Annotated in this window: 21 protein-coding genes; 8 read left to right on the top strand and 13 right to left on the bottom strand. The window is 68.9% G+C overall.

Going from position 1 to position 24,193, the window contains the following annotated elements; genetic code table 11:
• Positions 1–84 precede the first annotated feature (84 nt).
• From KDB89_RS12440 to KDB89_RS12430, 3 genes are all read right to left on the bottom strand, one after another.
• Positions 85–660, bottom strand: a complete 576-nt coding sequence (locus KDB89_RS12440) for a hypothetical protein (RefSeq protein WP_219081509.1) — start codon at positions 658–660, stop codon at positions 85–87.
• Positions 661–1,479: 819 nt separating this feature from the next.
• Positions 1,480–2,457, bottom strand: coding sequence for an ATP-dependent DNA ligase (locus tag KDB89_RS12435; protein WP_219081507.1), 978 nt, complete (start codon positions 2,455–2,457; stop codon positions 1,480–1,482).
• A 42-nt stretch (positions 2,458–2,499) separates the two neighbouring features.
• A complete protein-coding gene (locus KDB89_RS12430; protein WP_219081505.1) occupies positions 2,500–3,672 on the bottom strand; it encodes a M20 metallopeptidase family protein in 1,173 nt (390 codons plus the stop codon).
• Between the two features lie 102 nt (positions 3,673–3,774).
• Here KDB89_RS12430 and KDB89_RS12425 point away from each other — a divergent pair, with 102 nt between their 5' ends.
• From KDB89_RS12425 to KDB89_RS12415, 3 genes are read left to right on the top strand one after another with little or no spacing between them, the layout of a single operon-like run.
• Positions 3,775–4,377, top strand: a complete 603-nt coding sequence (locus KDB89_RS12425) for a DUF2975 domain-containing protein (RefSeq protein ID WP_219081503.1) — start codon at positions 3,775–3,777, stop codon at positions 4,375–4,377.
• 1 nt (position 4,378) lies between these two features.
• Entirely contained in the window at positions 4,379–4,600 is a 222-nt protein-coding gene (locus tag KDB89_RS12420; RefSeq protein ID WP_219081501.1) for a helix-turn-helix domain-containing protein, read from the top strand.
• Between the two features lie 37 nt (positions 4,601–4,637).
• Positions 4,638–5,798: a pyridoxal phosphate-dependent aminotransferase gene (locus tag KDB89_RS12415; RefSeq protein ID WP_219081499.1), complete on the top strand. Its 1,161-nt coding sequence runs from the start codon at positions 4,638–4,640 to the stop codon at positions 5,796–5,798.
• A 16-nt stretch (positions 5,799–5,814) separates the two neighbouring features.
• Here KDB89_RS12415 and KDB89_RS12410 read toward each other — a convergent pair whose 3' ends face one another.
• From KDB89_RS12410 to KDB89_RS12400, 3 genes are all read right to left on the bottom strand, one after another.
• Entirely contained in the window at positions 5,815–7,278 is a 1,464-nt protein-coding gene (locus KDB89_RS12410) for an alanine/glycine:cation symporter family protein (RefSeq protein ID WP_219081497.1), read from the bottom strand.
• Positions 7,279–7,369: 91 nt separating this feature from the next.
• Entirely contained in the window at positions 7,370–8,371 is a 1,002-nt protein-coding gene (locus KDB89_RS12405) for a DUF2804 domain-containing protein (protein ID WP_219081495.1), read from the bottom strand.
• Positions 8,371–9,381 carry a magnesium transporter CorA family protein gene (locus KDB89_RS12400; RefSeq protein WP_219081494.1) on the bottom strand — a complete coding sequence of 337 codons (1,011 nt, stop codon included), beginning with the start codon at positions 9,379–9,381 and terminating at the stop codon, positions 8,371–8,373. Before KDB89_RS12400 ends, KDB89_RS12405 begins: the two co-directional genes overlap by 1 nt.
• A gap of 88 nt (positions 9,382–9,469) precedes the next feature.
• Here KDB89_RS12400 and KDB89_RS12395 point away from each other — a divergent pair, with 88 nt between their 5' ends.
• The 4 genes from KDB89_RS12395 to KDB89_RS12380 all read left to right on the top strand — a co-directional run bounded on the left by KDB89_RS12395 (position 9,470) and on the right by KDB89_RS12380 (position 11,943).
• Positions 9,470–10,441: an SPFH domain-containing protein gene (locus KDB89_RS12395; RefSeq protein ID WP_219081492.1), complete on the top strand. Its 972-nt coding sequence runs from the start codon at positions 9,470–9,472 to the stop codon at positions 10,439–10,441.
• On the top strand, positions 10,441–10,677 hold the full coding sequence (locus KDB89_RS12390) for a type II toxin-antitoxin system antitoxin (RefSeq protein ID WP_219081490.1): 237 nt from the start codon (positions 10,441–10,443) through the stop codon (positions 10,675–10,677). The genes KDB89_RS12395 and KDB89_RS12390 overlap by 1 nt, the downstream gene beginning before the upstream one ends.
• A 151-nt stretch (positions 10,678–10,828) precedes the next feature.
• Positions 10,829–11,803: a hypothetical protein gene (locus KDB89_RS12385; protein WP_219081488.1), complete on the top strand. Its 975-nt coding sequence runs from the start codon at positions 10,829–10,831 to the stop codon at positions 11,801–11,803.
• A complete protein-coding gene (locus KDB89_RS12380) occupies positions 11,797–11,943 on the top strand; it encodes a hypothetical protein (RefSeq protein WP_219081486.1) in 147 nt (48 codons plus the stop codon). The genes KDB89_RS12385 and KDB89_RS12380 overlap by 7 nt, the downstream gene beginning before the upstream one ends.
• Positions 11,944–12,115: 172 nt before the next feature.
• Here the strand turns inward: KDB89_RS12380 and KDB89_RS12375 are convergent, their stop codons facing one another.
• The 6 genes from KDB89_RS12375 to KDB89_RS12350 all read right to left on the bottom strand — a co-directional run bounded on the left by KDB89_RS12375 (position 12,116) and on the right by KDB89_RS12350 (position 20,911).
• Positions 12,116–12,379, bottom strand: a complete 264-nt coding sequence (locus KDB89_RS12375) for a type II toxin-antitoxin system Phd/YefM family antitoxin (RefSeq protein ID WP_219081484.1) — start codon at positions 12,377–12,379, stop codon at positions 12,116–12,118.
• Between the two features lie 186 nt (positions 12,380–12,565).
• On the bottom strand, positions 12,566–15,400 hold the full coding sequence (locus KDB89_RS12370) for an FAD-binding and (Fe-S)-binding domain-containing protein (protein ID WP_219081482.1): 2,835 nt from the start codon (positions 15,398–15,400) through the stop codon (positions 12,566–12,568).
• Positions 15,401–15,574: 174 nt separating this feature from the next.
• The gene (locus KDB89_RS12365; protein ID WP_219081480.1) at positions 15,575–16,168 is read right to left on the bottom strand and encodes a MarC family protein; all 594 of its coding nucleotides are present in this window, start codon (positions 16,166–16,168) and stop codon (positions 15,575–15,577) included.
• Positions 16,169–16,727: 559 nt separating this feature from the next.
• Complete coding sequence (scpC, locus tag KDB89_RS12360; protein WP_219081478.1) at positions 16,728–18,242, bottom strand: succinyl-CoA:acetate CoA-transferase ScpC; 1,515 nt, start codon at positions 18,240–18,242, stop codon at positions 16,728–16,730.
• 136 nt (positions 18,243–18,378) lie between these two features.
• Positions 18,379–19,245: a phosphoserine phosphatase SerB gene (gene serB / locus KDB89_RS12355; protein WP_219081476.1), complete on the bottom strand. Its 867-nt coding sequence runs from the start codon at positions 19,243–19,245 to the stop codon at positions 18,379–18,381.
• A gap of 151 nt (positions 19,246–19,396) precedes the next feature.
• A complete protein-coding gene (locus tag KDB89_RS12350; RefSeq protein ID WP_219081464.1) occupies positions 19,397–20,911 on the bottom strand; it encodes a S1C family serine protease in 1,515 nt (504 codons plus the stop codon).
• Positions 20,912–21,505: 594 nt separating this feature from the next.
• Between KDB89_RS12350 and KDB89_RS12345 the strand changes: the two genes are divergently transcribed.
• Positions 21,506–22,774 carry an IS256 family transposase gene (locus tag KDB89_RS12345; protein WP_219080107.1) on the top strand — a complete coding sequence of 423 codons (1,269 nt, stop codon included), beginning with the start codon at positions 21,506–21,508 and terminating at the stop codon, positions 22,772–22,774.
• Between the two features lie 409 nt (positions 22,775–23,183).
• On the opposite strand, the gene KDB89_RS12340 is transcribed toward KDB89_RS12345, so the two are convergent.
• Positions 23,184–24,176: a class I SAM-dependent methyltransferase gene (locus KDB89_RS12340; RefSeq protein ID WP_219081462.1), complete on the bottom strand. Its 993-nt coding sequence runs from the start codon at positions 24,174–24,176 to the stop codon at positions 23,184–23,186.
• Positions 24,177–24,193: the final 17 nt, after the last annotated feature.

The following is a 24,193-nucleotide window of genomic DNA, read 5'->3' as shown; positions in this document are numbered from 1 at the left end:
CAGACAGACCTGCCAGGTCCCGCGGAAGCAGATCGTGGTTTCCGTCGGCCGGCCGACGGAAACCACGATCAACCTCGCCCCAGATCAGCGGAAGCGGGGGAGGCGGCCGTAGAAGACGCGCTCGGGGCGTCGGTAGAGCTCGGGTCGTTCGGCGCGGACGCGGTCCTGGTCGCGGAAGTAGCGTGTCACCGGCGGGAGGAACAGCAGCGCGGCGCCGAGGACCGTCAGCGCGAGGGCCGGGACGGCCCACGTGCTGGTGATCGCGAGGTATCCGCCGACGAGTCCGACGGCGACGAGCCCAGCCCAGCGGGACCAGCGCCAGCCGTTCCAGGCCTGGAAGCCCGCGACGCCCGCGGCTCCCGCGGCCAGCACCGTCGCGGCTGCCAGGGCAGCCTCGAGGGTGAGCGAGAGCCACTTGCCGGGATCGGGCTCGACCCAGGCGATCAGCCGGGCGGACGTGGGGTACGAAGACGGGTGGACGGCGAGCCACCAGTGGTGCGCGTAGGCGACGGCGGTGGCGGCGACGGCGAGCTGGAGCAGGATCGCGGCGACGAGCAGCACCGCAGGGCGGCGGGGCTCGCCCGTGCGAGGGCTGCGCACGACCTCGTTGTGCAGCTCCTCGATCGGAGGCAGCGTGGCGATCTGCTTGTCGTCGGTCACGCCCACCAGAGTAGTGCCCTCCCCGGGCGGGGGTCCCGCCAGCCGTTCCGCGGCGGTGTGCCGTCCGCGGGCGGGTTGGAACCTCTCGCTTCGCTTCGAGGCACCTCGCCAGGCTTGTGCTGAGCTTGTCGAAGTGTCGGCGATCCGGTTCCCTGAGCTTGTCGAAGGGCCCTGAGCGGAGCGAAGGGACTACCGATTCGGTTCCCTGAGCTTGTCGAAGGGCCCTGAGCGGAGCGAAGGGGGTTCTGGGTCGGGGGAGTCCTCTCGCTTCGCTTCGAGGCACCTCGACAGGCTCGGCGACCCGGGGTTCAGGTCGGCGACCCGGCTCCCTGAGCTTGTCGAAGGGCCCTGAGCGGAGCGAAGGGGGTTCTGGGTCGGGGGAGTCCTCTCGCTTCGCTTCGAGGCACCTCGACAGGCTTGTGCTGAGCTTGTCGAAGTGCTCGGCGACCCGGGGTTCAGGTCGGCGACCCGGCTCCCTGAGCTTGTCGAAGGGCCCTGAGCGGAGCGAAGGGGGTTCTGGGTCGGGGGAGTCCTCTCGCTTCGCTTGGAGGCACCTCGACAGGCTTGTGCTGAGCTTGTCGAAGTGCTCGGCGACCCGGGGTGGGCCCGGCGATTCGGCTCCCTGAGCTTGTCGAAGGGCCCTGAGCGGAACGAAGGGACTACCGATTCGGTTCCCTGAGCTTGTCGAAGGGCCCTGAGTGGAGCGAAGGGGGTTCTGGGTCGGGGGAGTCCTCTCGCTTCGCTTCGAGGCACCTCGACAGGCTTGTGCTGAGCTTGTCGAAGTGCTCGGCGACCCGGGGTGGGCCCGGCGACCCGGGGTCAGACGGTCGGTGCCGTGGAGGCCTCCACCGGGCTGACGTCGGGGCGGAGCTTACGCAGCACCGGCTGGCGCAGGGCCCCGCCCTTCGACGTCGACAGGTAGCGGATCTGCACGCACACCATGGGTTCGACCCAGTGCGTTCGCCGGACCTCGGGCCCCTCTGGGAGCGGGTGGAACGGGGCGGTGTCGCGGGCGAGGCCGCGCAGCACCGTCATGAGCGCGTCCCGTTCCTTCGACTTCAGCCCCGAGCCCACCCGCGCAAGCGGGTAGAGGACCGGGTCGGCATCGAAGGTCGCCTCGTCGGTCGCGTGTCCGACCCACAGGGCGCCGAGCACGTTGTCGGTGCCGGCCTGCGGGACCCAGCCGCCGATCACCGCGACGACCTCCCTGCGATGGGGCGTCTTCACCCAGTCGGGGCTGCGGTGACCCGGCTGGTAGCGGGAGCCGCGGCGCTTGCTCATGACCCCCTCCATGCCCGCGTCGGCCGTGAACTGCGTGATGGCCTCCGCGTCGTCGAACACGTCGGACAGATGCCAGCACGGACGGTCGAGGTCGATGAGGGCCAGCCGCCGACGGCGCTCCTCAAGTGGCAGCCCGGTGAGATCGGCCCCGCCCTCGCGCAACAGGTCGAACACGACGAGCAGCGCGGGACGCTCCGCGGCGAGCTTCGCCGCCTTCTTCGCGTTGCTCACGTGGATCCGCGGCGCGATGGCCTGCAACGTCGGGATCCCGGTCGTCGGATCGAGAGCGGTGATCTCGCAGTCGAACAGCAGCCCGTCGGGCAGGCCGACGGCCCCGGCGACGATCTCCGGGTAGGCGACCGTCACGTCGACCTGGTTGCGGTTGTAGATCCTGAGTTCGCCGTTGACGGTCTCGGCCAGTGCTCGGACGCCGTCCCACTTCACCTCGTGGACCCACTCGTCGCCCGACGGGGGAACCCCGGGGGTCGCGGTGGGTGTCGCCAGCATGGGTCGCATGGATGCCATTGTGTCGCGGTCAATCCGGTTGCGGGAGGGGTATCAGGCCAGGTGGCGCAGCGCCAGTTCGGTCAGCAGGCGGGCGCCGTCCGGTACGACGGAGTCATCGAAGCGGGCGTAGGCCGAGTGGTTGAACGGGGCGGTGGCCGGATCGAGCTCCGGCGGGCAGGCCGACAGACCGATGAAGCAGCCGGGGGCCGTCTCGAGCAGGCGCGAGAAGTCCTCCGCGGCCGGCAGCGGGTGCCGCCAGCGCAGGTGCCGATCGTCTCCGAACAGCTCGCCGACGAGCCCGGCGACCAGGTCGGCCTGCTCGTCGTCGTTGACCGTGACCGGATACTGCTCGATCAGCTCGAACTCGGCCTGAACGCCGTGGATGGCGGCGACGGAGTCGGCGACCAGCGGGATCATGCCCACCGCGCGGTCGCGGGCCTCGCGGGAGAACGCTCGGATGGTCGCGGCGAGGCGCCCCTCCTCGGGGATGACCGTGGCCATGGTGCCCGCCTGCAGGAGGCCGACGGTGATGACGACAGGGTCCTGCACGACGTCGTACTGGCGCGTGACAACGGTCTGGAGTGCCGTGGTGAGTTCGGCGAGTGCTGGGACGGGGTCGGCCGCGCGGTGCGGCGACGAGCCGTGGCCGCCGCGCCCGACCATCCGCACGCGCACCTCGTCCGAGCTGGCCATGACCGTGCCCTGCTTGGTCGAGAAGGTGCCGCACGGGTCGAGCGACGACCAGACGTGGATGCCGTAGACGCGGTCGGGGCGCGACCCGGCCACGTCGAGGAGGCCCTCCTCCAGCATGTAACGGCAGCCGTCCGCGCCCTCCTCTCCGGGCTGGAACATGAAGATGACGTCGCCGGCCAACTCATCGCGCCGGGCGCACAGGTCGTGCGCGGCGCCGACCAGCATCGACATGTGCAGGTCGTGCCCGCAGCCGTGCATCGCGCCGTTGGTTGACGCGTATTCGAGCCCGGTCAGCTCCTCGACGGGCAGCGCGTCCATGTCCTCGCGCAGCAGCACGACGGGACGCTTGCCCTCGGTGGGGCGACCGCCGCGCAGCACGCCGACGACCGACGTCACGCTCTGGCCCAACGTGATCTCCAGCGGCAGCCCGTCGAGGGCCTGCAGGATGCGCTCCTGGGTCCGGGGCAGCTGCAGCCCGACCTCGGGGATCTGGTGGAGTTCACGGCGCAGGGCGATCAGGTCGATGGTCATGACAGATGTCTACCGCATCCGACAAGCCGACGGGGCTCCGTTGACCCCCGTATCGGTAGTCGATACTATCGTTTTTCGATACTAGTGAGGAAGTTGGTTCCCATGTCGCGACCCGTCGCCTGGTTCTCCCGCGCCGACTACGCCGTCTCCCGCGTCGTGCTCGTCCTGTGCGGCGTCGTCGTGACGCTGGCCACCGTCGGCGTGCCGCTGCTGCGGGCTGTCACGGGGCAGCCGATGGTGGGGAGGATCTCCGTCGACGAGGCGGCCGCCGGCGCCATGGCGAAGGGCGCGACGCTGGTGCCGCCCGCGCTCGTGCAGGTCGAGGTGCCCGACGTCCCCGTCGGCATCAGCGTGCTGCTGATCCTCCCCGGCATCGTGCTCACGATGGCCGCCATCTCGGTCATCGTCGCGCTGTGGCGCGTGACCGCGTCGGCCGAGAAGGGCGACCCGTTCACGATCCGCAACGTCCGCGGCCTGCAGGCTTCCGGTGTCACGCTGGTCTTCGGTGGACTGCTGCACTGGCTCATCTCGGGCATCGCGTCGGGCGCCATGACGGACCTCGTCCTGGGGGACGGATCGATCTTCGTCGCCGAGATCACCAGCACCCAGTTTCTGATCTTCGCCTTCGGCGTGATGATGGCGCTGGTCGCCGCGATCCTTGAGCGCGGCGTCAAGCTCGAGGAAGACGTCGAGGGGCTGGTCTGACATGCCGGCCGACGACGACCACAAGGTGGTATGTCACCTGGACCGGCTCCTGGACGAGCGCGGCATGACCCTGGCCGCGCTCGCGGAGACGATCGGCGTCACGGCCGTGAACCTGTCCGTCCTGAAGAACCAGCGGGCCAGGGCGGTGCGGTTCAGCACGCTGACCGCGCTGTGCGACGCGCTGGGCTGCCAGCCCGGCGACCTGTTCACCGTCGCCCGCTGACCCGGCGCGTGGGGCGAGGCTCCCTAGAATCGCCCGCATGACGACGCACGGCACCGTGGCACGGCTGAGGCCCTTCGGCGGCACGATCTTCGCCGAGATGTCCGAACTCGCCGCCCGCCACGGCGCGGTCAACCTCGGCCAGGGGTTCCCCGACTGGGACGGCCCGCCGCGGATGCTGGAGGTCGCCCGCGAGCAGATCGCGGCCGGGACCAACCAGTACCCGCCCGGCCGCGGCATGCCAGGTCTCCGCGCCGCCATCGCCGACGACCGCGCCGCGCGGTACGGCACCGTCTTCGACCCCGCGACCGAGGTGCTCGTCACCGTCGGCGCCACCGAGGCGATCGCCGCCGCGGTCCTCGGCCTGGTCGAGCCGGGACGAGAGGTCATCCTGATCGAGCCGTACTACGACTCCTACGCCGCCGCCGTCGCGCTGGCCGGCGCCCGCCGCGTCGCCGTACCCCTCGTCCGCGACGGCCGGGGATTCGCGCTCGACGTCGACGCCCTGCGTGCCGCGGTCACGCCCGACACGGCGATGATCATCCTCAACACCCCGCACAACCCCACCGGGACCATGCTCACGGCCGACGAGCTGGGCGTCGTCGCGGAGATCGCGTGCGAGCACGACCTGCTCGTCCTGTCCGACGAGGTCTACGAGCACCTCACCTTCGACGCCGGCCACGTCCCCGTCGCGTCGCTGCCCGGCATGCGAGAGCGGACCATCACGGTCTCGAGCGCCGCCAAGACGTTCAATGTGACGGGTTGGAAGATCGGCTGGGCGCTGGCCCCCGCACCGCTGCTCGACGGGGTGCTCGCCGCCAAGCAGTTCCTCACCTTCGTCGGCGGCGCTCCCTTCCAGCCCGCCGTCGAACACGCACTACGCCACGAGCAGGCGTGGGTCGAGGGGCTACGACGCGACCTGCTCGGCAAGCGCGACCGGCTGTCGGCTGCGCTTCGGAACGCCGGATTCGACACCCTCGCAAGTGCCGGTACCTACTACGTGTGCGTCGACCTCGGCGACGGCGTCGACGGCCTCGACTTCTGCCGCCGGCTCCCGGCTGAGCGGGGTGTGGCCGGCGTGCCCGTCTCCGTGTTCACCGACCACCCTGGACCGTGGCGAGGCATCGTGCGCTTCGCCTTCTGCAAGCGCGACGAGGTGCTCGACGAAGGCGTCCGGCGGCTCCTGGCTGCGAACAACTGACGTCGGGCCCGGGCTCTCAGACGGTTGTCTCGGCCTCGCTGGCCCGCCACTCGGCCCAGCCGGGCTCACCCTCCATGAACGCCTCGACCTCCGCCTGGCTCGCCGTGAGCTTGGGGTCGTGCTTGAGGTAGGCCCGGGTCTCGCGCGCGACCAGCCCGGACAGGATGAGCAGGCCGATCAGGTTCGGCAGGGCCATGAGGCCGTTGGCGATGTCAGAGAAGGCCCATACGGCGTCCAACGCGGTGGTGCAGCCGAAGTAGGTGATGATCGAGAACACCACCCGGAAGGGGAGCACCGCGCGGTGCCCGAGCAGCCGCTCGACGTTGCGTTCGCCGTAGTAGGCCCAGCCCAGGATGGTTGAGAAGGCGAACATCACCAGGGCGATCGTCACGACGATGTGCCCCCACTGCCCCGGCAGACCGTGTGAGAAGGCCTCACCCGTCATCACGGACGCCGAGATCTGGGCGCCGGACTCGTCCACGGCGGACCAGGCGCCGGTCGTCACGATCACGAGGCCGGTCATCGTGACCACGATGATGGTGTCGATGAAGGTCTGGGTCATGGACACCAGGCCCTGCCGGACCGGGTGGCTCGTCCGTGCCGCCGCCGCCGCGATGGCCGCCGAGCCCATGCCGGACTCGTTGGAGAAGATGCCGCGCGCCACGCCGAACTGCACGGCGATGATCAGCACGGAGCCGACGAAGCCGCCTGTGGCAGCCGAACCTGTGAAGGCGTCGTGGAAGATCTGGGCGAGGGCGGCGGGCACCGACCCGATGTTGGCGATCAGGATCACGATCGCGCCGACGACGTAGAAGACGATCATGATCGGCACGAAGCCCGCCGTGACCTTGCCGATGGACTTGATGCCGCCCACGAGGACCAACAGAGTGACGGCGGCGATCACGAGCCCGGTTGCCCAGGTGGGGATGGCGAAGCTGTGGCTCAGGTTCGCCGCGACCGAGTTGGCCTGGGTCAGGTTGCCGATGCCGAAGCAGGCGACGATCGTGAAGATGGTGAACGACCAGGCGAGCACCTTACCGAGCGGGCCGCGGATCCCGCGCTCCAGGTAGTACTGGGGCCCGCCGTTGCGCTCGCCCACCTCGTCGGTGGTGCGGTACCGCACGGCCAGGAACGCCTCGGTGTACTTCGACGCCATGCCGAGCAGGCCGGTCACCCACATCCAGAACAGGGCGCCGGGACCACCGATGCCGATGGCCGTGGCGACGCCGACGATGTTGCCGGTGCCGACGGTCGCGGCCAGTGCGGTGGTCAGCGCCTGGAACTGCGAGATGTCACCCTCGGAGCCGTCGTCGCTGCGCTTCCACAGCCCCAGACGCAGCGCGGCGCCGAGTCGTAGGAACTGGATGCCGCCCAGGCGGACGGTCAGGTAGAGCCCAGTGCCGAGCAGCAGGGGAATCAGGAGAAACGGTCCCCACACGATGCCGCTCAGGGCATTGAGAAAGTCGGTCAGCTGGTCCATCGCGGGGGTCCTTGCGGTGTTGGGAGCGGGGAACCCGTCGAGCCTAGTGGCAGGGCCGCGCCGTCGCGGATGGATCCACCAGACGGTCCGATCACCAGAGCTGGTGCGTCTCCTCCGCGAAACCCGCAAGGGAGTCGAAGGCGACGACCACGCCGCCGTGCGTCCAGGTGCCGGACCACGTCCCGAACACCTGGGTCGTGCTGGAGGCGAGGATGCCGACGTTGGTGTGTGCCCGTTTCGGGTGCTCGGGTGTCAGCGTCGCATCGAGGCCGGCGCCGTGGATGTGCCAGGGGGCGGCGGCGTCGTGCAGGTCGTAGTCCCAGACCAGTTCCTCGCTGATCTTGTGCAGCCGCCCGTCGATCAGGACCGCGTTCTCCGTCGAGCCGGTGTCGACCGTCCACTTGCCGCCCAGCTGCAGACCGACGGTGCGGCCGTCGGAGCCTCTGCCCGCCCCGGCGGCCCAGTTCCAGGTGATCTCGCGTGGCCATCGGCCCCGACCGTGGTCGAGGATCGCCCACGACTGTCCCTCGGGGACCTCGCGCCGCACGCCGTGCACCGTCACATGGCCGCGCGCGGGCCGACCGACATCCTTGACCGTGTACTGGAAGCGCCTGTCGTCCCATGGGACGGCGACAGCCAGCCGCTCGTGGTGGGGCGGGCGCTCGGCGGTCACGTCGAAGGAGAACCGTCCCCCGTCGGCGCGGATGCGGGTGCCGCCCTCGACCTCCTCGACCGTGACGCGGACGTCCCCGATGCGCAGAGTTGCGACGGTGCCCTCCAGGTTGCCGGGCAGCCGGGCCCAGCGCGACCCCGGCGCGAAGCGGGTGCGGCCGAAGCTGCGGTGGGTCGCCCGCTCGTGGACGAAGATCTCGCCGAGGCACAGGTAGTCGAGCGAGGAGATGGTGCAGGCGAGCAAGTGGGTCGGCGTGACGACGCACCAGTACTCCCAGCGCTTGTTGCGGCCCCAGTTGGCGCGACCGTCGATCGCCGAGGCGTCGACGAGGTTGTCGCGGGCCCAGCCGTGCGCCTCGCGGTTGAACCGCCCGTGCGCGTCGGTCAGCGACACGGGATACGTGAGCTCGCGTTCGCGCATCAGAGCCAGCCCCGCTTCTTGAACGACCAGTAGAGGACCACGCTGACGAGCCCGATCGAGATCACCGACGCCCACACGCCCCAGTCCTGGCCGAAGCCGAGGTAGGGGAGGTTCTGCCCGAACCAGCCGGTGATCGCCGTCGGCACGGCGATGATGGCGGCCCACGCGGCCAGCTGGCGCATCACGACGTTGAGCCGGGTGTCCTGCAGGGACATGTTGGTCTCGAAGATCGTCGTGACGAGGTCGCGGAGCGAGTCTGCCCACTCCGCGGCGCGCAGCGAGTGGTCGTAGAGGTCATCGAACCAGGGGTCGAGCGACGGGTCGCCGTCGGTCTCGCGGCGGTGCCGCATGATCGAGGCGACCACCTCGCGCATCGGGACGACGGCCCGGCGCAGCCTGACGAGCGACTTGCGGAGGCGGTAGATGCGCCGCTGCAGGCCGCGCGTCGTGCCGGCGTGCTGCTCGAGAACCTCGTCCTCCAGCTCCTCGATCTCGTCGTCGAGGCTCTGCGTGCGGTGGAAGTAGCCGTCGACGATGTAGTCGAGCATGCCGTGGACCAGCATCGGCGACCCGTGCCGGCCCAGGTTGCCCGCCTCGTTCCAGCGGTCGATGATCTCGTCGAAGCTGAAGCGGTCGTCGTACCAGACCGAGACCATGCCCCGCTTGAACACGAACGACGAGACCTTGGCCAGCGCGAGTTCCTCGTCCTGCTCGACGTTGTCGACGATCGGCGGCTGCTCGACCGCCGCGTACACCGTGACGAAGGAGTAGGTGCCGTAGCGCACGGCCTTGGGTCGCTCGACGTGGTTGAGCGCGTCCTCGATGGCGGCGGGTTCGAGCCCGAGCTCGCCGCCGAGCCGCTCGAAGATCTCGGCGTCGGGGTTGCGGATGCCCACCCAGATCAGCGACGACTCGTCGGCGAGGTGGTCGGAGATGGTGGCGAAGGGGACGTCGCGCGCGGCCACGGCGTCGCCCTTCCAGACGACCGAGTGGATCTCGCTGTTCTTCACGGGGCCCATTCTTGCCCCGTGGGTGCGCAGGCGGCCACCGGCCTGCTAAAGTGATATCACATTGATAGCAGTTTCCAGGAGGATGATTATGGAAGACATCACCACCCCCGACGAGGCCTCGGTCGGCGGCGAGGCCGCCGGCCGCCCCGTCGGACACGACGGCACGCGCGTCGTGATCGATGAGCGCACGGCCTGGACGATGAACGGCGGCCTCGCGCTGCTGCTCGGCCTCGTCATCTTCGGTCTCAGCACCTGGGGGACCATCGTGGCGGCCGTCGCGGCGGAGGCCGGCGACGAGGTCAGCCCCATCCTCGGGATCGGGATCGTGGTCGGCTGGCTGGTCGCCATCGTCATCTTCTCCTCGCTGACGATCGTGTCGCCAGGCGACACCAAGGTCCTGCAGTTCTTCGGCCGCTACGTCGGCACCATCCGCAAGCAGGGCCTCCTGCTGACCGTGCCGCTGACCACCAAGAAGAAGGTCTCGGTCAAGGTCCGCAACTTCGAGACCAATGAGCTCAAGGTCAACGACGCCGACGGCAACCCGATCAACATCGCCGCGATCGTCGTGTGGCAGGTCGCGGACACGGCCAAGTCCGTCTTCGCCGTCGAGGCGTATGAGGACTTCGTGCAGGTCCAGTCGGAGGCGGGGCTGCGCCACGTCGCCACGTCGCACCCGTACGACTTCGCCGACGAGGGGGAGGAGTCCCTGCGCGGCTCGACCGACCTCGTGTCCGGGGAGCTGGCGCGCGAGGTCGCCGCCCGCATCGCGATCGCAGGCCTGGAGGTCGTCGAGACGCGCATCTCGTCGCTGGCCTACGCCCCCGAGATCGCCCAGGCGATGCTTCAGCGGCAGCAGGCCTCCGCGGTCCTGTCGGCTCGTTCGAAGATCGTAGAAGGAGCCGTCGGCATGGTCGAGTCGGCGCTCGAGCGCCTCGAGGCCGACCAGATCGTCGAACTCGATGACGAGCGGAAGGCCGCCATGGTGTCCAACCTGCTCGTGGTGCTGTGCTCCGACTCGCGCTCGACGCCGGTCATCAACACGGGCACGCTCTACGGCTGATGAGCGACGAGCAGCCCGGCGCCGACTCCGCAGAGCCTGCGAAGGCCTCGCGGAAGTCGGTGCTGCTCCGGCTCGATCCCGGGGTGCACGAGGCGCTGGCGCAGTGGGCGGCCGACGACCTGCGCAGCCTGAACGCGCACATCGAGATGCTGCTGCGTGACGCCCTGCGCCGGTCGGGTCGCGAGGTGAAGGCCAGGCCCATCCGCCGCCCCGGTCGCCCCCCGAAGGAGGGCTGAGCGCCCGGCCCAGGCCTGGGCGGAGGCGGAGGGTCCGTGGCACGAAAGTGCCACGGCAAGATGACAAGCCCGTTGTCAGGCGGCATTGTGGGGGTCCTCGGCCAACGTGCGAGAGGACCCTGATGTGATGAGACGGGCTGTGGGCTGCGTGATGATCGCGGCAGTGCTCGCCAGCGTCGGCTGCGCCGATCATCGGGTGGCCGGAGCCGCGCAACTGACTGAGGGCGAAGCGCCGCCGTCGGCGCGGTACGCCCTGCTGTTCGGCAACATCTTCGGCGGGTATCGCGAAAAGGACGGCAGTGCGGACGGGCTGGTGTGGCTGATCGACGGCCAGGGGGCTGTGGTGGCCGAGACTCCGAGGTTCGAGCCCCTGTCGATGGCTGCCCTGCGTGCGTCGGCCGGAGGCGCCTATTTCATCGGGGAGAGGGCCGGCTACCGGATCGACGCGACGGGGCTGACGTCCTTTCCCCACCAGGTCGACGCCGAGTATGCCGGCAGCGGCGGGCCCGTCGTCCAGGTCGCCGAGGGTCGGATCCTGGCCTCGGTCAACGTGGGTTCGGGAGCCGGCGGCGGGTACCGCACCGACATCCTCGACATCAGCGATCCATCCATGGACCGCACCATCGACAGGTATCTGGATGCGATGTCGGTCTGCTCGGGGAGTGCGTATCTGCTGACCACCGGGGGGCTGACGTTCGACGAGGCGCGCTGGGAGGATGCGGCGACCGGGGAGGTGCTGGCGACGACTCCGGATGACCGGGTCGGCGGCATCAACGGCGAGCTGCTCTGTCAGGACGGCGTCATCTACGCCTTCGAACGCGTGCCGTCCGGCCTGGAGCTGGGATCCGTCGAGCTGTCGCGTTGGGACACACGCGACTCCTTCGCGAGGTCCAGCATCCCGCTCGTCGATGAGCAGGGGCGGCCGCTCGCGGAGGATGGAACGTGGGACGACGGTGGGCGGGGCCCGAGTGAGCAATGGCTCATGGACGGTCAACTGGTGTGGACGAATCATCAGGGCGAGGTGTGGGGTGCCGACCTCGACACGGGTGTGGCGCGGGTTCTCAGCACGTTCCCGCGATGGATCCGCGGAACTCGAGCACAACCCAGCAGGGTGACACCGTGGTGAAGGCCTACCAGTTCGCGGACGAGATCGTCATCCGCCGCTACTCGATCCCCGACCTTCGTGTCCTGGATGAGGTCACCGTGGACCAGACCCCGAGGCCGAGGGACATGCTGGTGAGTGACGCCGTCGCCGTCGACTTCTAGGTCCCACTGACGCGGATCCGCCACGCCGTCTGCTCGCCCACGAGCTTTCGCGAACCGTGCGGCCTGGGATCCTCTGCCAGTGCGGTGATCGAGTCGAGTAGGCGATCACGGACCGGGCGGGGCAGCTTTCGTAGCTGCCGTGCCGCAGCGGTCGTGAACTCGACGGAGTAGGTCACGCGGGGAGGCTGTTGCGGAGCTCGTCGAGCGTGACGCGACGACCGTCGTCGTCGCCCTTGGCCGCACGGTAGGCGGCGACGTCCTGGGCCATCTCGAACGCCTCGAGGGCTTCCAGATCCTCCACGGGCACGACGACGGCGGCGAGCTTGCCGTTGCGGGTCACGCCGATCCGCTCCCGACCGTACATTGCGCGGCCCAACACGTCCGAGAGGTGCGAGCGCAACTCGCGCGTGGTCACCTGGCTGCTCACTGAGTCCATGTGGTCATAATAGCAACTATTGCAATTGTGTACGCAACGGTGTGAGAACGGTGAAGCGACCCTACTCCGGAGTAGCCGGGCCGGACCCCTCCCCTGAACCCTGCACGCAAGAATGCCCCAGAGGGAGGCGTGTCCTATGCGGGCACGCCTCCGGCTCTGGGGCATCTTTATGAGGGAAGGAGCCGATCAGGCCTTGGCGAGGCGGGCAGCCAGCTCCTCCAGCACGTGCACGTACGTCTTGCCGACGGCGCGCGTCATGCCGATCTCGCAGGTGCGGTTGAGCGACAGGTAGAGTTCGGCGTCCGCCTCGCGGGCGTTGCGGGCCTCATCCTGCGTCGAGGTGGCGGTCAGCTCCTCGTGCAGCATGCCGCGGTCGCCGGCGAAGGCGCAGCAGCGCCAGCCCTGCGGCGCGATGACCTCGTCGGCGACGAGGCCGGCCAGGAACAGCAGGTTGTCGTTGACGCCCATCAGCGTGGAGGAGCACGTCGGGTGCACGACGGCCGTGCCGGCCTTCGCGACGACGGGAAGCTTCGGCGCGACCTTCTCCGCGACCCACTGGACGGCGTCGTAGACGTGCACGCTGGTCACGCCGCGATTCTTCAGCGCGACCTCCATGCCCTCGGAGCAGGAGACGTTGTCGCTGACGAGCGGGAGGCGGCCGTTGTCCGTGGCGGCCACGACCCAGTCGACGAGCTTCTCGCTCATGGTGTCGTAGCCCTTGGCCAGCCCCTTCGACTTCCACGGCGTGCCGCAGCACAGCTCCTTCACCCCGTCGGGGGTGCTGAGCGTCAGCCCGGCGTGCGCGGCCAGCTGCCGCACCGCCCCCGCAACGCCGGTGCCGCATCCGTGCTGCGAACCGAACATCGAGCCGACACAGGCGGGCAGGAAGATCGCGTCCGGGTTCGCCGCCGGCTCCGGCTTCCGGATCGGGCCGCCGCCGGGCATCTCCTTGGTCAGCAGCGGCACGACGTCGGTGCCCGCGACGGCGCGCGCCGTGTGCAGGACGCCACGCACCAGCGGGGTGGGGACCTTCTCGACGACGCTCATGCCGATCGACGCGGTGCGCAGCACGACGCCCCAGTGCTCGGCCGCGACGTTCCAGCCGGCGTCGAGGGCGGGCTTCTGACGTTCCTTGCGCAGCGTGCGGATCAGGTCGCCGGTGTTGATGCCGACGGGGCAGGCCGTCGAACACATGCCGTCGACCGCGCACGTCTGCACGACGTCGTAGGTCTCCTGCTTGAACAGGGCCTCCGCGAGCTCGGTGTTGCCCTCGGCCTCGGCCGCCTCGATGGCGCGCTGGATCACGATGCGCTGGCGCGGAGTCGTCGTCAGGTGCTGGCTGGGGCACACGGGCTCGCAGTACCCGCACTCGACGCAGTTGTCGATCACCTCGCGGACCTCGCCCGTGGGCTTGATGTCCTTGAGGTGGAGCTTCGGGTCATCGGTCAGGACTGCGCCGGGGTTGAGGATCCGCTTCGGGTCGCAGGCGTTCTTGACGTCCCACATCGCCTGGTACAGGTCGTCGCCATACTGGCGCTGCACGAATGGAGCCATGATGCGGCCGGTGCCGTGCTCGGCCTTCAGCGTGCCCTGCGCGTCCAGCACGAGCGAGACCATGTCCTCGGTGAACGCGTCGTAGCGGGTCAGCGACTCTGGCCCGGCGAAGTCCTCGGTGACCAGGAAGTGGATGTTGCCGTCCTTGGCATGGCCGAAGATCACCGCGTCGTGGTAGTCGTGCTTCGTGAACAGCGTCTGCAGCTCGTTGCAGATGCCGCCCAGCGTCTCCATCGGGACCGCGATGTCCTCGAGCAGCGCCGCGGTGCCCTTGGGGCGGTTCTTCGCGACCTTCGTGTAGAGGCCCTTACGCATCAGCCACATCTGGCCGCGGCGCCTGTTGTCCTCAGTCAGCTCGGGGGCCGACGCGAGGCCGCCCAGGTCGGCGAACGTCTTCATGCCCGTCGAGGCGCGCTCGGCGATGCCGTCGGCGTCGTCGGCCTGGTACTCGACAAGCAGCGAGGCGTGCTGCTCGGGCACGAAGCCCTGCGGGAGAACGTCCTTCGCGTCGTCGCCCATGGCGCGGATCGCGGCGGCATCGATCAGCTCGACGACGTCGGCGCCGGAGTAGACCAGCGCCGGGAGGGCGGTCGTCGCAGCGTCGAGGGAGTCGAACAGCAGCAGGCCGGTGGTGGTGCGGGCGGGCACCTTGACCGTGTTGAACACGGCCTCGGCGACGAAGCCGAGCGTGCCCTCCGAGCCGATCATCAGGTGCTCGAGGATCTTGACGGGGGAGGTGTGGTCGATGAACGAGTTGATGCCGTAGCCCATCGTGTTCTTGATGGCGTAGCGGCGCTCGATGTCGGAGCGGAAGGCGTCGCCGCCCAGCTGGTCGCGCAGGCGCACCAGCACGTCGACCAGCGCCGGCTCGGCGCGGCGGAGCCGCTCATCGGCGTCCGGTGCGCCGGTGTCGATCACGGTGCCGGAGGCCAGCACGATCGTCATCGACTCGATGGTCTGGTAGGCGTTCTTGACCGTGCCGCAGGTCATGCCGGAGGAGTTGTTGGCGATCATGCCGCCGACGGTGCAGGCGATCTCCGAGGCGGGGTCGGGGCCGAGCTTCGTCTTGTACGAGGCGAGCGCGCCGTTCACGGCGCGGATGGTCGCGCCCGGCTGCACGCGCACCTTCGCGCCGTTCTCGAGCACCTCGATGTCGCGGAAGTGGCGACGCACGTCGACGGTCAGCCCCTCCGACAGCGCCTGGCCGGACAGGGACGTGCCGCCGGAGCGCAGGGTCAGGGGCCAGCCGAGCTGGTTCGAGATCGACATCGCGACGGCGACGTCCTGAGCGTGGCGGGCGCGCATGATGGCGTCGGGGGTGCGGAGGTAGTGCGATGCGTCGACCGCGAGTGCGACGCGGTCGAGTTCACGGGTGCTGACGGCGTCGTTGCCGAGTGCGGCGCGAAGCGCGTCGATAGCGGCCTGATTGCCCGGGGTGAGGACCGCGCGGGACGTTGTCACGGACATATGACCGGCTCCATTCTTCATTGGGGAGTGCTGGTCTGACCAAGTCACGATAACAACACCACGCCTCCCTTCTCAGGGGTGGGGTCGATGTACCGCAACAGCCGTGCCACAAGGGCATTTCCGCAACGAGAAAGGGTTGAAAACAGGCTGTCGACGTGTTGTCGAAATGGCTTGTCAGGCCATGAAGAATGCCTTGGTTCCCTCGAACATCATCTGCACGGACAGCAGGACGAGGATCATGCCCATCAGCCGCTCGACCGCGACCAGCGCGCGGGTGCCCACGACCCGCTGCAGGAACCCGGAGAAGTACAGGGTCACGGTGGTGACCAGCCAGGAGATGACCAGGCCGCCGAGGTACCAGGGCACGTTGTCGGGGTCCTGGCTCACGAATACCACGATCATGGCCAGCAGCGACGGTCCCGCGACGTACGGCACGGCCAGCGGCACGATGAAGGGCTCCTCGTGCGTGACGGGCTCCTTGAGGCTCTTCTCGGGGGTGGGGAACACCATCCGGATGGCGATGAGCATCAGGATCACGCCGCCCGCGGCCTTCAGGGCCGCCTCGTCGATGTGGAGGACGGTCAGCAGCCCCTTGCCGGCGAACACGAAGACCACCATCACCAGCAGCGCGATCAGGCACTCTCGGAGGATCACCCACTGGCGACGCTCGGGGCTTGTCTTGCGCAGCGACGTGAGGAACAGCGGCACGTTGCCGAGGGGATCCATGATCAGGAGGAAGGTCATTCCGGCGGTGAGCATGATCTCCATGCGGCGGGGCTCCTAGTCGCGCTCGACGGACGAATCTCGTCCGGGCAAGGCGATGGGCCGAGCGGTGGTGCGCTCGGCCCATCTCAATCACCCTGGCGAGGGTGATGTAAGACACACCCGGAGGTGGTCAGAGGCCCAGTCTAGACCACGGCCCCGGCTGGGCCAAACGCCGGTCGCCTCCCCTTCGTCGCGCCGTCTACCAAGGTGACGCCGCAGCGGCAAACCCCGCTCGCCTCCCGCTCTGACCCCGCAGCGCCTCCAGGCCTGGGTTGCGGTGCCTACGGACCCAACCCAATGCCTCCGGGCTGATCACGAAAAACGGGCATTGGTCGGTTCTCCCCGGTCCGGTCCCGAAAAGCGCTCACCGCCTGACGGGCCAGACCGACGCGCCACCAGGCGTTGGGCGATTCTCGACGCACGACCGGGGAGAAGTGGGCACTGCTCGAAAGTCGTGGGGGAGTGCCTCGTCAGGGTCCTTGCATTCCGCGTGCGCGCAGTTCTTGCTGAAAACACGAGTGCCCCACCGCGGCTGCGGTGGGGCACTCGGCTGTCTCGTCGATCAGGCCTGCATGGTGCCGGTCTCGAGGAAGCGCACGTGCCAGCCGAGGGCGGTGGCGAGGTCGTGCGGGGTGTGCTGCCCGTTGGCCTTGGTTGCCGCGAACTTCACGTACTCGCGCAGGGGTTCCTTGTAGTCAGGGTGCGCGCAGTTCTCGATGATGACCTGGGCGCGCTGGCGGGGAGCCAGGCCGCGGAGGTCGGCGAGACCCTGCTCGGTGATGATGACCTGGACGTCGTGCTCCGTGTGGTCGACGTGGTTGACCATCGGGACGATGCAGGAGATCGCGCCGCCCTTCGCCGTCGACGGGGTCACGAACGAGGAGATCCAGCCGTTGCGGGTGAAGTCGCCCGAGCCGCCGATGCCGTTCTGCATGCGCGAACCCATGACGTGGGTGGAGTTCACGTTGCCGTAGATGTCGGCCTCGATCATGCCGTTGCAGGCGATGACGCCGAGTCGACGGATGACCTCGGGGTGGTTCGAGACGTCCTGCGGGCGCAGGACGATCTTCTCGCGGTACTTCGCGGCGTTCTCGTTCATGCGGTGCGCGGCCTCGGGGGACAGCGAGAACGCGGTGGCCGAGGCGACGGTGAGCTTGCCGGAGTCGAGCAGGTCGACCATGCCGTCCTGGATGACCTCGGTGTAGGAGGTCAGGCGCTCGAACGGGCCGTCGAGCAGGCCAGCGAGGACCGCGTTGGCGATGTTTCCGACGCCGGACTGCAGCGGGAGGAGGTTCTTGGGCAGTCGACCCTGCTTCACCTCGTTGCTCAGGAAGTCGAGCAGGTTGTTCGCGATCGCGCGGGAGTCGTCATCGAGCGGCTTGAAGGGCGAGTTGCGGTCGGGATCGTCCGTGACGATGACGCCGATGACCTTCTCCGACTTGATGCGCATGACCTGGTCGCCGATGCGGTCACCGGGGTTGATCAGCGGGATGGGCGCGCGGCGCGGCGGCAGGGCGCCGATCGGGTAGTAGATGTCGTGCATGCCGAAGAGATCCTCGGACTGCCACTCGTTGACCTCGATGATGATGTGCTTCGCGTACTCGAGGTACGTGCGGTTCATGCCGACCGACGACGACGGGATGATGTTGCCGTCGGCGTCGATGCCGCTGGCCTCCACGACGGCGAGGTCGAGGGGGCCGAGGAAGCCCTGGAAGACCTGAGGTGCCATGTGGGACAGATGGATGTCCTGGTAGTACGTGACGCCCGTGTTGATGGCTTTGCGCATGTCCGGGTCGGACTGGTAGGGGGCGCGGTACGAGACGCCGCCGGTCCGCGCGAGCGCTCCGTCGAGCTCGGGGGCCGTCGAGGCGCCGGTCCACACGCCGACCTTGAACTCTTCACCGCGGTCGTGGGCCGCGTTGATGACGTCGGCCAGCGCGACCGGGAACTCCTTCGGGTAGCCGGCGCCGGTGAACCCGGAGAAGCCGATGTTCCAGCCGTTCTGGACGAGTGCGGCAGCGTCCTGTGCCGACATGACCTTGCTCTTGAACAGTTCGCTGTGGATGCGACCTGACATCTGTCCTCCTTGAAGAGATCGCGGTGCTGTGCCCAACCCTAGCGGGCGCCCCCAGACAACATGTCGGGGGCGCTCAAATCACCATTGGCAAGATTCAATCGGGGGCGTCTGGTTCATTGTGTGGACGAAATGACCGCTAGTCGGTACGAAAAGCGAACGCGGCGACGGCGTCCAGCCGCGGAAAGCCGATCGCCACGTCCGCGGCGGCCGCGGTGACGGGCTTCGCGCAGTACGCGACGGAGAGACCAGCAGCGGCGAACATACCCAGATCGTTGGCCCCGTCGCCCACCGCGACGGCCATGCCGGGGTCGACGCCGGACTCGTCGGCGAACCGCAGCAGGTCGCGGGCCTTCTGGTCGCGGTCGACGATGGTGCCGACGACGCGGCCCGTCAGCACCTCGCGGCCGTCGACGACGGCGGTCTCGAGCTGGTTCGCGTTGGAGAAGTCCAGGCCCAACTGCTCGGCCAGCGGCCCGACGAGGTGCGTGAAACCGCCGGAGGTGACCCCGACCCGCGCCCCGGCCTGCCGGGCCGCGGCGATGAGCTCGACGGCGCCGGGCGTCAGGGTCATGGCGGGGAACACGTCGTCGAACACGCTGACTGGCAGGCCTTCCATGGTGGCGACGCGCTCGCGCAGCGACTCGCCGAAGTCCAGCTCCCCGCGCATGGCGCGCTCGGTGATCTCGGCCACCTCGTCGCCGACGCCGGCGTGGCCGGCGAGCAGGTCGATGGCCTCGGTGGTGGTCAGGGTGGAGTCGACGTCCATCATCAGGAGCTGTGCCGAGTGGCGCGCGATGGGACCGGACACGACGCCCACGGCCACGTTCCCGGCGACGGAGCGAAGGGCTGCCAGCAGCTGCTCCGGGTCGTCGTGCTCGGTGAAGACGCTGATGCGTTGGCCGTACAGCGTCTCATCGCTGATGACCTGCTCGGACTGGGGGACGAGCGCCACCAGCGAGGCGGGAATGGGGCCCATGGCGGCCAAGGTCACGCGGATCTCCATGCTGAGAGCCTAGCCGGGGCCCGATCCGCGTCCCCGTCGCGCCCGGAAACGGCGAAAGCCGCGCCCGAAGGCGCGGCTCTCACACAGGGAGATTCTCAACGAAGTTCCTGCCAACCTGTCTCCTCTCGTCGACGATGAAGCCTGATGCGGGTCAGTTGGCGGCGGCGGTCGGGGTCACCGACACGTCCTGCTCCGTGCCGTTGCGGATCACGGTGAGCGTCATGGGCTTGTCGACCTGGCCGGCCCTGACGAGCGCGACGAGCGACTCGGTCGAGGAGACCGCGTTCCCGTTGACGGCGGTGACGACGTCGCCCGCCTCGAGGCCAGCCTCCGCCGCGCCCGAACCCTCGGTCACGGACACGATCTGCGCGCCCTGCTGGCCGGTGCCGGTCACGTCGGTGGCGGTGACACCGAGTTGCGGGTGCTCGGCGGTGCCGTTGGCGATGAGCTGGTCGACGACGTACTTGACCTGGTCGGAGCCGATCGCGAAGCCGATGCCGATGTTGCCGGAGGACGACTCGCTCGACGAGGACGAGGAGAGCGTCGCGATCGAGCTGGTGATGCCGACGAGCTCACCCGAGGTGTTCACGAGAGCGCCGCCGGAATTGCCAGGGTTGATCGCCGCGTTGGTCTGGATGGCCGCCGTCACGACCGTCTCGCTGGTGGAGGTGGTCGCGCTCTGGTTCTGTTGCTGTTGCTGTTGGCCGCCGAACGGGTTGTTGCCGTTCTGGGGCACCTGCGTCTGGGACTCGGTGGTCGTGTCATCGGTCACGGCCTCGGTGGTGACGGGCCGGTTGAGGGCCGACACGATGCCGGTGGTGACGGTGTCGGAGAGGCCGAGCGGGTTGCCGATCGCCATCACCGGGTCGCCGACCGAGAGGGCCGTGTTGTCGCCGTACGACATCACGGCGAGGTCCTTCGGCGGGTTGTCCATCTTGATGACCGCGAGGTCGGTCGACGGGTCGGTGCCGACGATGGTCGCCGCGTAGGACACGTTGTTGAGGAGCACCGTGATCGTCGCACCGCTCATGCCGGACACGACGTGGTTGTTGGTCACGATGTAGCCCTCGGCGTCGATCACGACGCCCGAGCCCTGGGCCTCGCCAGAGGAGCTGACCACGTCGATCGCGACGACGGACTGTGTGGCGGCCTCCGCGACGGTGGTCCAGTTCGGGTTCGAGGCGTCCGCCTGCACGACGGTGGTCGTGACGCCCGAGGCGGATGTCGAGCCGCCGAGCTGAGTCGCCGCGTAGCCGGCCCCGCCGCCCGCGCCGACGGCGAGGAGCGCGAGCGCGAGCACGCCCGCCACCTTGCTGCGGCCCTTGGAACGGGTCTTGGTCTGCGTCCCGGCGGTCGCCTGCGGCTGGCCGAAGGGGCCAACCGGCTGGTAGCCGGGGTTGCTGGTGGGGTAGCCCTGCTGAGCGTCGGGGCCGCTGGTGGGGTAGCCCTGCTGCGAGGTGAGGTTGAGCGTCGGCTCGTTGATCGATGCGGATGCCTGTGAGGGCTGCTGCTGTGTCGCTTGCTGCTGGGGCGGCGTCGCCTGCTGCGGCTGATGCGCGGCGTCACCCTGTGCGGCCCACTGCTGCTGCGGGGCCGACTCGCGGGGGGTGCCGGACGTGCTCCACGCCTCGCGGCTCCAGGGGTTCGGGTGCTGCTCGTTGCTCATGTCCACTATGAAACCCTGCGAGTCTATGTGAATCCTGTGAGTCGGCTGATGGGCTGCTAAGACTCCTGGCGGAATCGATATTGGTGATCTAGGTCGGTCGGAGGGCCGATGGCGGGATGGCAAGGGGTTCCGTCGCGCCGGGTCGTCGAGCGCTTCGACAGGCTTCAGCACATGCACTTCGACGGGCTCAGCTCAGGCGCTTCGTCGGGCTCAGCTCAGGCACTTCGTCGGGCTCAGCACATGCACTTCGACGGGCTCAGCTCAGGCGCTTCGACACGCCTCGAGCGGGCGACCGGACAGGGCGTGCACAACTGTGGCCTGGTCCGAAGCGCGTCGCATATATCCGGGTGCTGCGGCTCTGGCCACAGTTATGCACGGGAAGGGGGCGTGGACTTCGAGGGGCGGTGCCTGGGCGCGACCCTTCGACAAGCTCAGGGCCCTTCGACAGGCTCAGGGAACCGGGGCGGCTCAGTCTCCGGGGTGAGTCCCATAGCGTGGTGTCAATCCTGTGGGGGTTCTCGTCGTCGTGGACGTTGAAGGGCCATCGTGGGATGACCAGTTGTTTCCGGCAAGAAGCAAAGCAGAGATCCCACGATGACCCAGTACCAGTCTGCCCTTTCGACCCTGATCGGTGAAGTTCTCGCCGATCCCGACCTCGCGCATCAGGACGTGTTCCGCCGGATGCTGCAGGCCGGCCTGCAAGACCTTGTCGACGCGGAAGCGACCGCGAAGATCGGCGCCGCCCGTTACGAGCGCACCCCGGAACGGACCACCCGCCGCAACGGCACGCGCCCGAAGGTCCTCGCGACCCCGGCCGGGGAGGTCGACCTGCAGATCCCGAAGCTGCGGGAAGGGTCGTTCTTCCCGTCTCTGTTGCACCCGCGGCGGCGGGTCGATAAGGCCCTCTACGCGGTGATCTGCCAGGCCTGGATCGACGGGGTCTCGACCCGGAAGGTCGAGCACCTGATCCGTGCGCTCGGCAACGACACCGGCATCTCCCGCTCGACGGTGTCGCGGATCTGCGGCGAGATCGACGAGGCAGTCCACGAGTTCCTGCACCGCAGACTCGATCACACCTGGTTCCCGTACCTGTTCCTCGACGCCACCTACCTCGACGTCCGCCACCGCGGCCGGGTCGTCTCCCAAGCACTGGTCGTCGCGACCGGAGTCTCTGGTGAGGGCCGACGCGAGATCCTCGGGATGGCGCTCGGTGACGCGGAGACCACCGACTTCTGGACCGAGTTCCTCCGCTCGCTGCGCGACCGTGGCCTCAAGGTCGCCACCGATGCGGACCCGCTCGGGGTGACCCTGGTCACCAGCGACGCGCACGCCGGACTGAAAGCGGCAGTGAAAGCGATCCTGCCCGGAGCGGGGTGGCAGAGATGCCGGGTCCACTTCGCCCGCAACGTAACTCAACGCCTCGGATCGGCCCACTCGAAACCGGTCAACGCGCTGATCTCCACGATCTTCGCGCAGACCACGACCCAAACCGTGATCGCGCAATACAAGGCCGTCACCGACAGCCTCCGCTCCGCGTTTCCCGAGGTCACCGCGATGCTCGAGGCCGCCGAAGCGGACCTGACCGGGTTCGCGACGCTGCCGCGCGAGCACTGGCAAAAGGTCTGGTCGAACAACCCCATCGAGCGCCTCAACCGGGAGATCAAACGACGCGCCGACGTCGTCCAGATCTTCCCCGACCGCGACTCCGTGACCCGCCTCATCGGCGCCGTCCTCCAGGAGCAGCACGAGGAATGGTCTTACGGCGAACGCCGCTACTTCTCCGACATCTCCATGCGCAAACTCGTCCACACCCTCCACGAACACACCGAACCCGCCCACCACGAGCTCTACCTCACCGCCTGACCATCACCCACCAACAGGAAGCAACGGAATGACACCACACCACGGGACTTGACCAGTCTCCGACCGGGCTCAGGGAACCGGGGCGGCTCAGGGATACACGGGTCACCGAGCTCGTCGAGGTGCCTCGAGCGGAGCGAGAGGGCGATGCGTGGGTGCGACCCTTCGACAGGCTCAGGCCCTTCGACAGGCTCAGGGGACCGGTGGGGCTCAGTCTCCGACCGGGCTCAGGGAACCGGTGGGGCTCAGGGATACACGGGTCGCCGAGCTCGTCGAGGTGCCTCGAGCGGAGCGAGAGGGCGATGCGTGGGTGCGACCCTTCGACAGGCTCAGGCCCTTCGACAGGCTCAGGCCCTTCGACAGGCTCAGGGGACCGGTGGGGCTCAGGGAACCGGTGGGCTCGGCGAGCCGGTCAGCGCAGCGTGGTCACCGTCACGGTGAAGTTGGGATCCTGTGCCGCCACCTGGGTCTGCCCGAGGCGGACGTTCAGCTCTCGACGGTAGGGCAGGTGCGAGTTGAACACGCACCAGAGCTGGCCGCCTGGGCGCAGGACGCGACGGGCATCATCGAACATGGCGAGCGTGTCGGTGGTGTCCTTGGCCACGCCCTGGTGGAACGGGGGATTGGTGACGATGGCGTCGAAGGAATCGTCCTTGAAGCCGTCCAGCCCGGCGCCCCAGGACGCGTCGACGTCGAGCCCGTTGACCTCCGCCGCGACGGACGTGCCCGCGACGGCCGACCAGCTGATGTCGCGCGCGCTGACGTTGAGTCCGTCCTTCGCCAGGCGCATGGAGAGCGTGCCGTTGCCGCAGCCGAAGTCCAGCACGTCGTCGGCCTCGAGGCCGGGCGTCCGGCCCCCGCCGGCCAGCGCCATCATCAGGAGCCGGGAGCCGGGATCGATCTTCGTGCCGCCGAACGTGTACCCGTGCGCCGCGACCGCGAAGCCGAAGTCATCGTGCATGCGCACCTTGGGCCAGTCGGACTCCTGGTTCTCCGGTCCCCAGGCGCGCAGCACGCGAGACTTGGAGCGGCCGAGCGACGCGGCGACGGCGGCGAAGTGCTTGTTCAGCACCTCGTTCATGCTGCGGTTCAGGTGCTTGATGCGGGCCCCGCCGACGAACGTCACGTCGGGCGCGCCCTGCACGGACGCGGCCTGCTCGTCGAGGGCGGCGAGCGACTTCGGGAGTCGGGAGAGCACGACGTCGACGCCGTGCAGGTCGTCGGGGTGCTCGACGAGGAGGTCGGGGTCGACGAGGGCTGCGTCGCGCCAGTCGTCGCAGAACACGCGGACGTCGGGGGTCAGGGTGAGCGCGTCGGCCACCAGTTCGGGGGCATCGAACACCGCCACGGCCGAAGCCTGCTTCGGTGCCTCGTCCCAGATCAGTTCGTCAACCACGTCGCGCATGCACCGATCCTAGAGTG

It is taken from the genome of Tessaracoccus palaemonis (assembly GCF_019316905.1).
In the GTDB taxonomy this organism is placed as follows: domain Bacteria; phylum Actinomycetota; class Actinomycetes; order Propionibacteriales; family Propionibacteriaceae; genus Arachnia; species Arachnia palaemonis.
The sequence above is the reverse complement of the archived record's forward strand: the minus strand, read 5'-3'. Positions and strand labels throughout refer to the sequence as shown.

Bases quoted from the DNA above. Each gene is read 5' to 3' on its own strand.
- KDB89_RS12340 (WP_219081462.1), bottom strand. From the start codon at position 24,176: ATGCGCGACGTGGTTGACGAACTGATCTGGGACGAGGCACCGAAGCAG.
- KDB89_RS12385 (WP_219081488.1), top strand. From the start codon at position 10,829: ATGATCGCGGCAGTGCTCGCCAGCGTCGGCTGCGCCGATCATCGGGTG.
- KDB89_RS12435 (WP_219081507.1), bottom strand. From the start codon at position 2,457: ATGCGACCCATGCTGGCGACACCCACCGCGACCCCCGGGGTTCCCCCG.
- KDB89_RS12410 (WP_219081497.1), bottom strand. From the start codon at position 7,278: ATGGACCAGCTGACCGACTTTCTCAATGCCCTGAGCGGCATCGTGTGG.
- KDB89_RS12390 (WP_219081490.1), top strand. From the start codon at position 10,441: ATGAGCGACGAGCAGCCCGGCGCCGACTCCGCAGAGCCTGCGAAGGCC.
- KDB89_RS12425 (WP_219081503.1), top strand. From the start codon at position 3,775: ATGTCGCGACCCGTCGCCTGGTTCTCCCGCGCCGACTACGCCGTCTCC.
- KDB89_RS12405 (WP_219081495.1), bottom strand. From the start codon at position 8,371: ATGCGCGAACGCGAGCTCACGTATCCCGTGTCGCTGACCGACGCGCAC.
- KDB89_RS12430 (WP_219081505.1), bottom strand. From the start codon at position 3,672: ATGACCATCGACCTGATCGCCCTGCGCCGTGAACTCCACCAGATCCCC.
- serB (WP_219081476.1), bottom strand. From the start codon at position 19,245: ATGGAGATCCGCGTGACCTTGGCCGCCATGGGCCCCATTCCCGCCTCG.
- KDB89_RS12395 (WP_219081492.1), top strand. From the start codon at position 9,470: ATGGAAGACATCACCACCCCCGACGAGGCCTCGGTCGGCGGCGAGGCC.
- KDB89_RS12375 (WP_219081484.1), bottom strand. From the start codon at position 12,379: ATGGACTCAGTGAGCAGCCAGGTGACCACGCGCGAGTTGCGCTCGCAC.
- KDB89_RS12420 (WP_219081501.1), top strand. From the start codon at position 4,379: ATGCCGGCCGACGACGACCACAAGGTGGTATGTCACCTGGACCGGCTC.
- KDB89_RS12350 (WP_219081464.1), bottom strand. From the start codon at position 20,911: ATGAGCAACGAGCAGCACCCGAACCCCTGGAGCCGCGAGGCGTGGAGC.
- KDB89_RS12345 (WP_219080107.1), top strand. From the start codon at position 21,506: ATGACCCAGTACCAGTCTGCCCTTTCGACCCTGATCGGTGAAGTTCTC.
- KDB89_RS12370 (WP_219081482.1), bottom strand. From the start codon at position 15,400: ATGTCCGTGACAACGTCCCGCGCGGTCCTCACCCCGGGCAATCAGGCC.
- KDB89_RS12365 (WP_219081480.1), bottom strand. From the start codon at position 16,168: ATGGAGATCATGCTCACCGCCGGAATGACCTTCCTCCTGATCATGGAT.
- scpC (WP_219081478.1), bottom strand. From the start codon at position 18,242: ATGTCAGGTCGCATCCACAGCGAACTGTTCAAGAGCAAGGTCATGTCG.
- KDB89_RS12415 (WP_219081499.1), top strand. From the start codon at position 4,638: ATGACGACGCACGGCACCGTGGCACGGCTGAGGCCCTTCGGCGGCACG.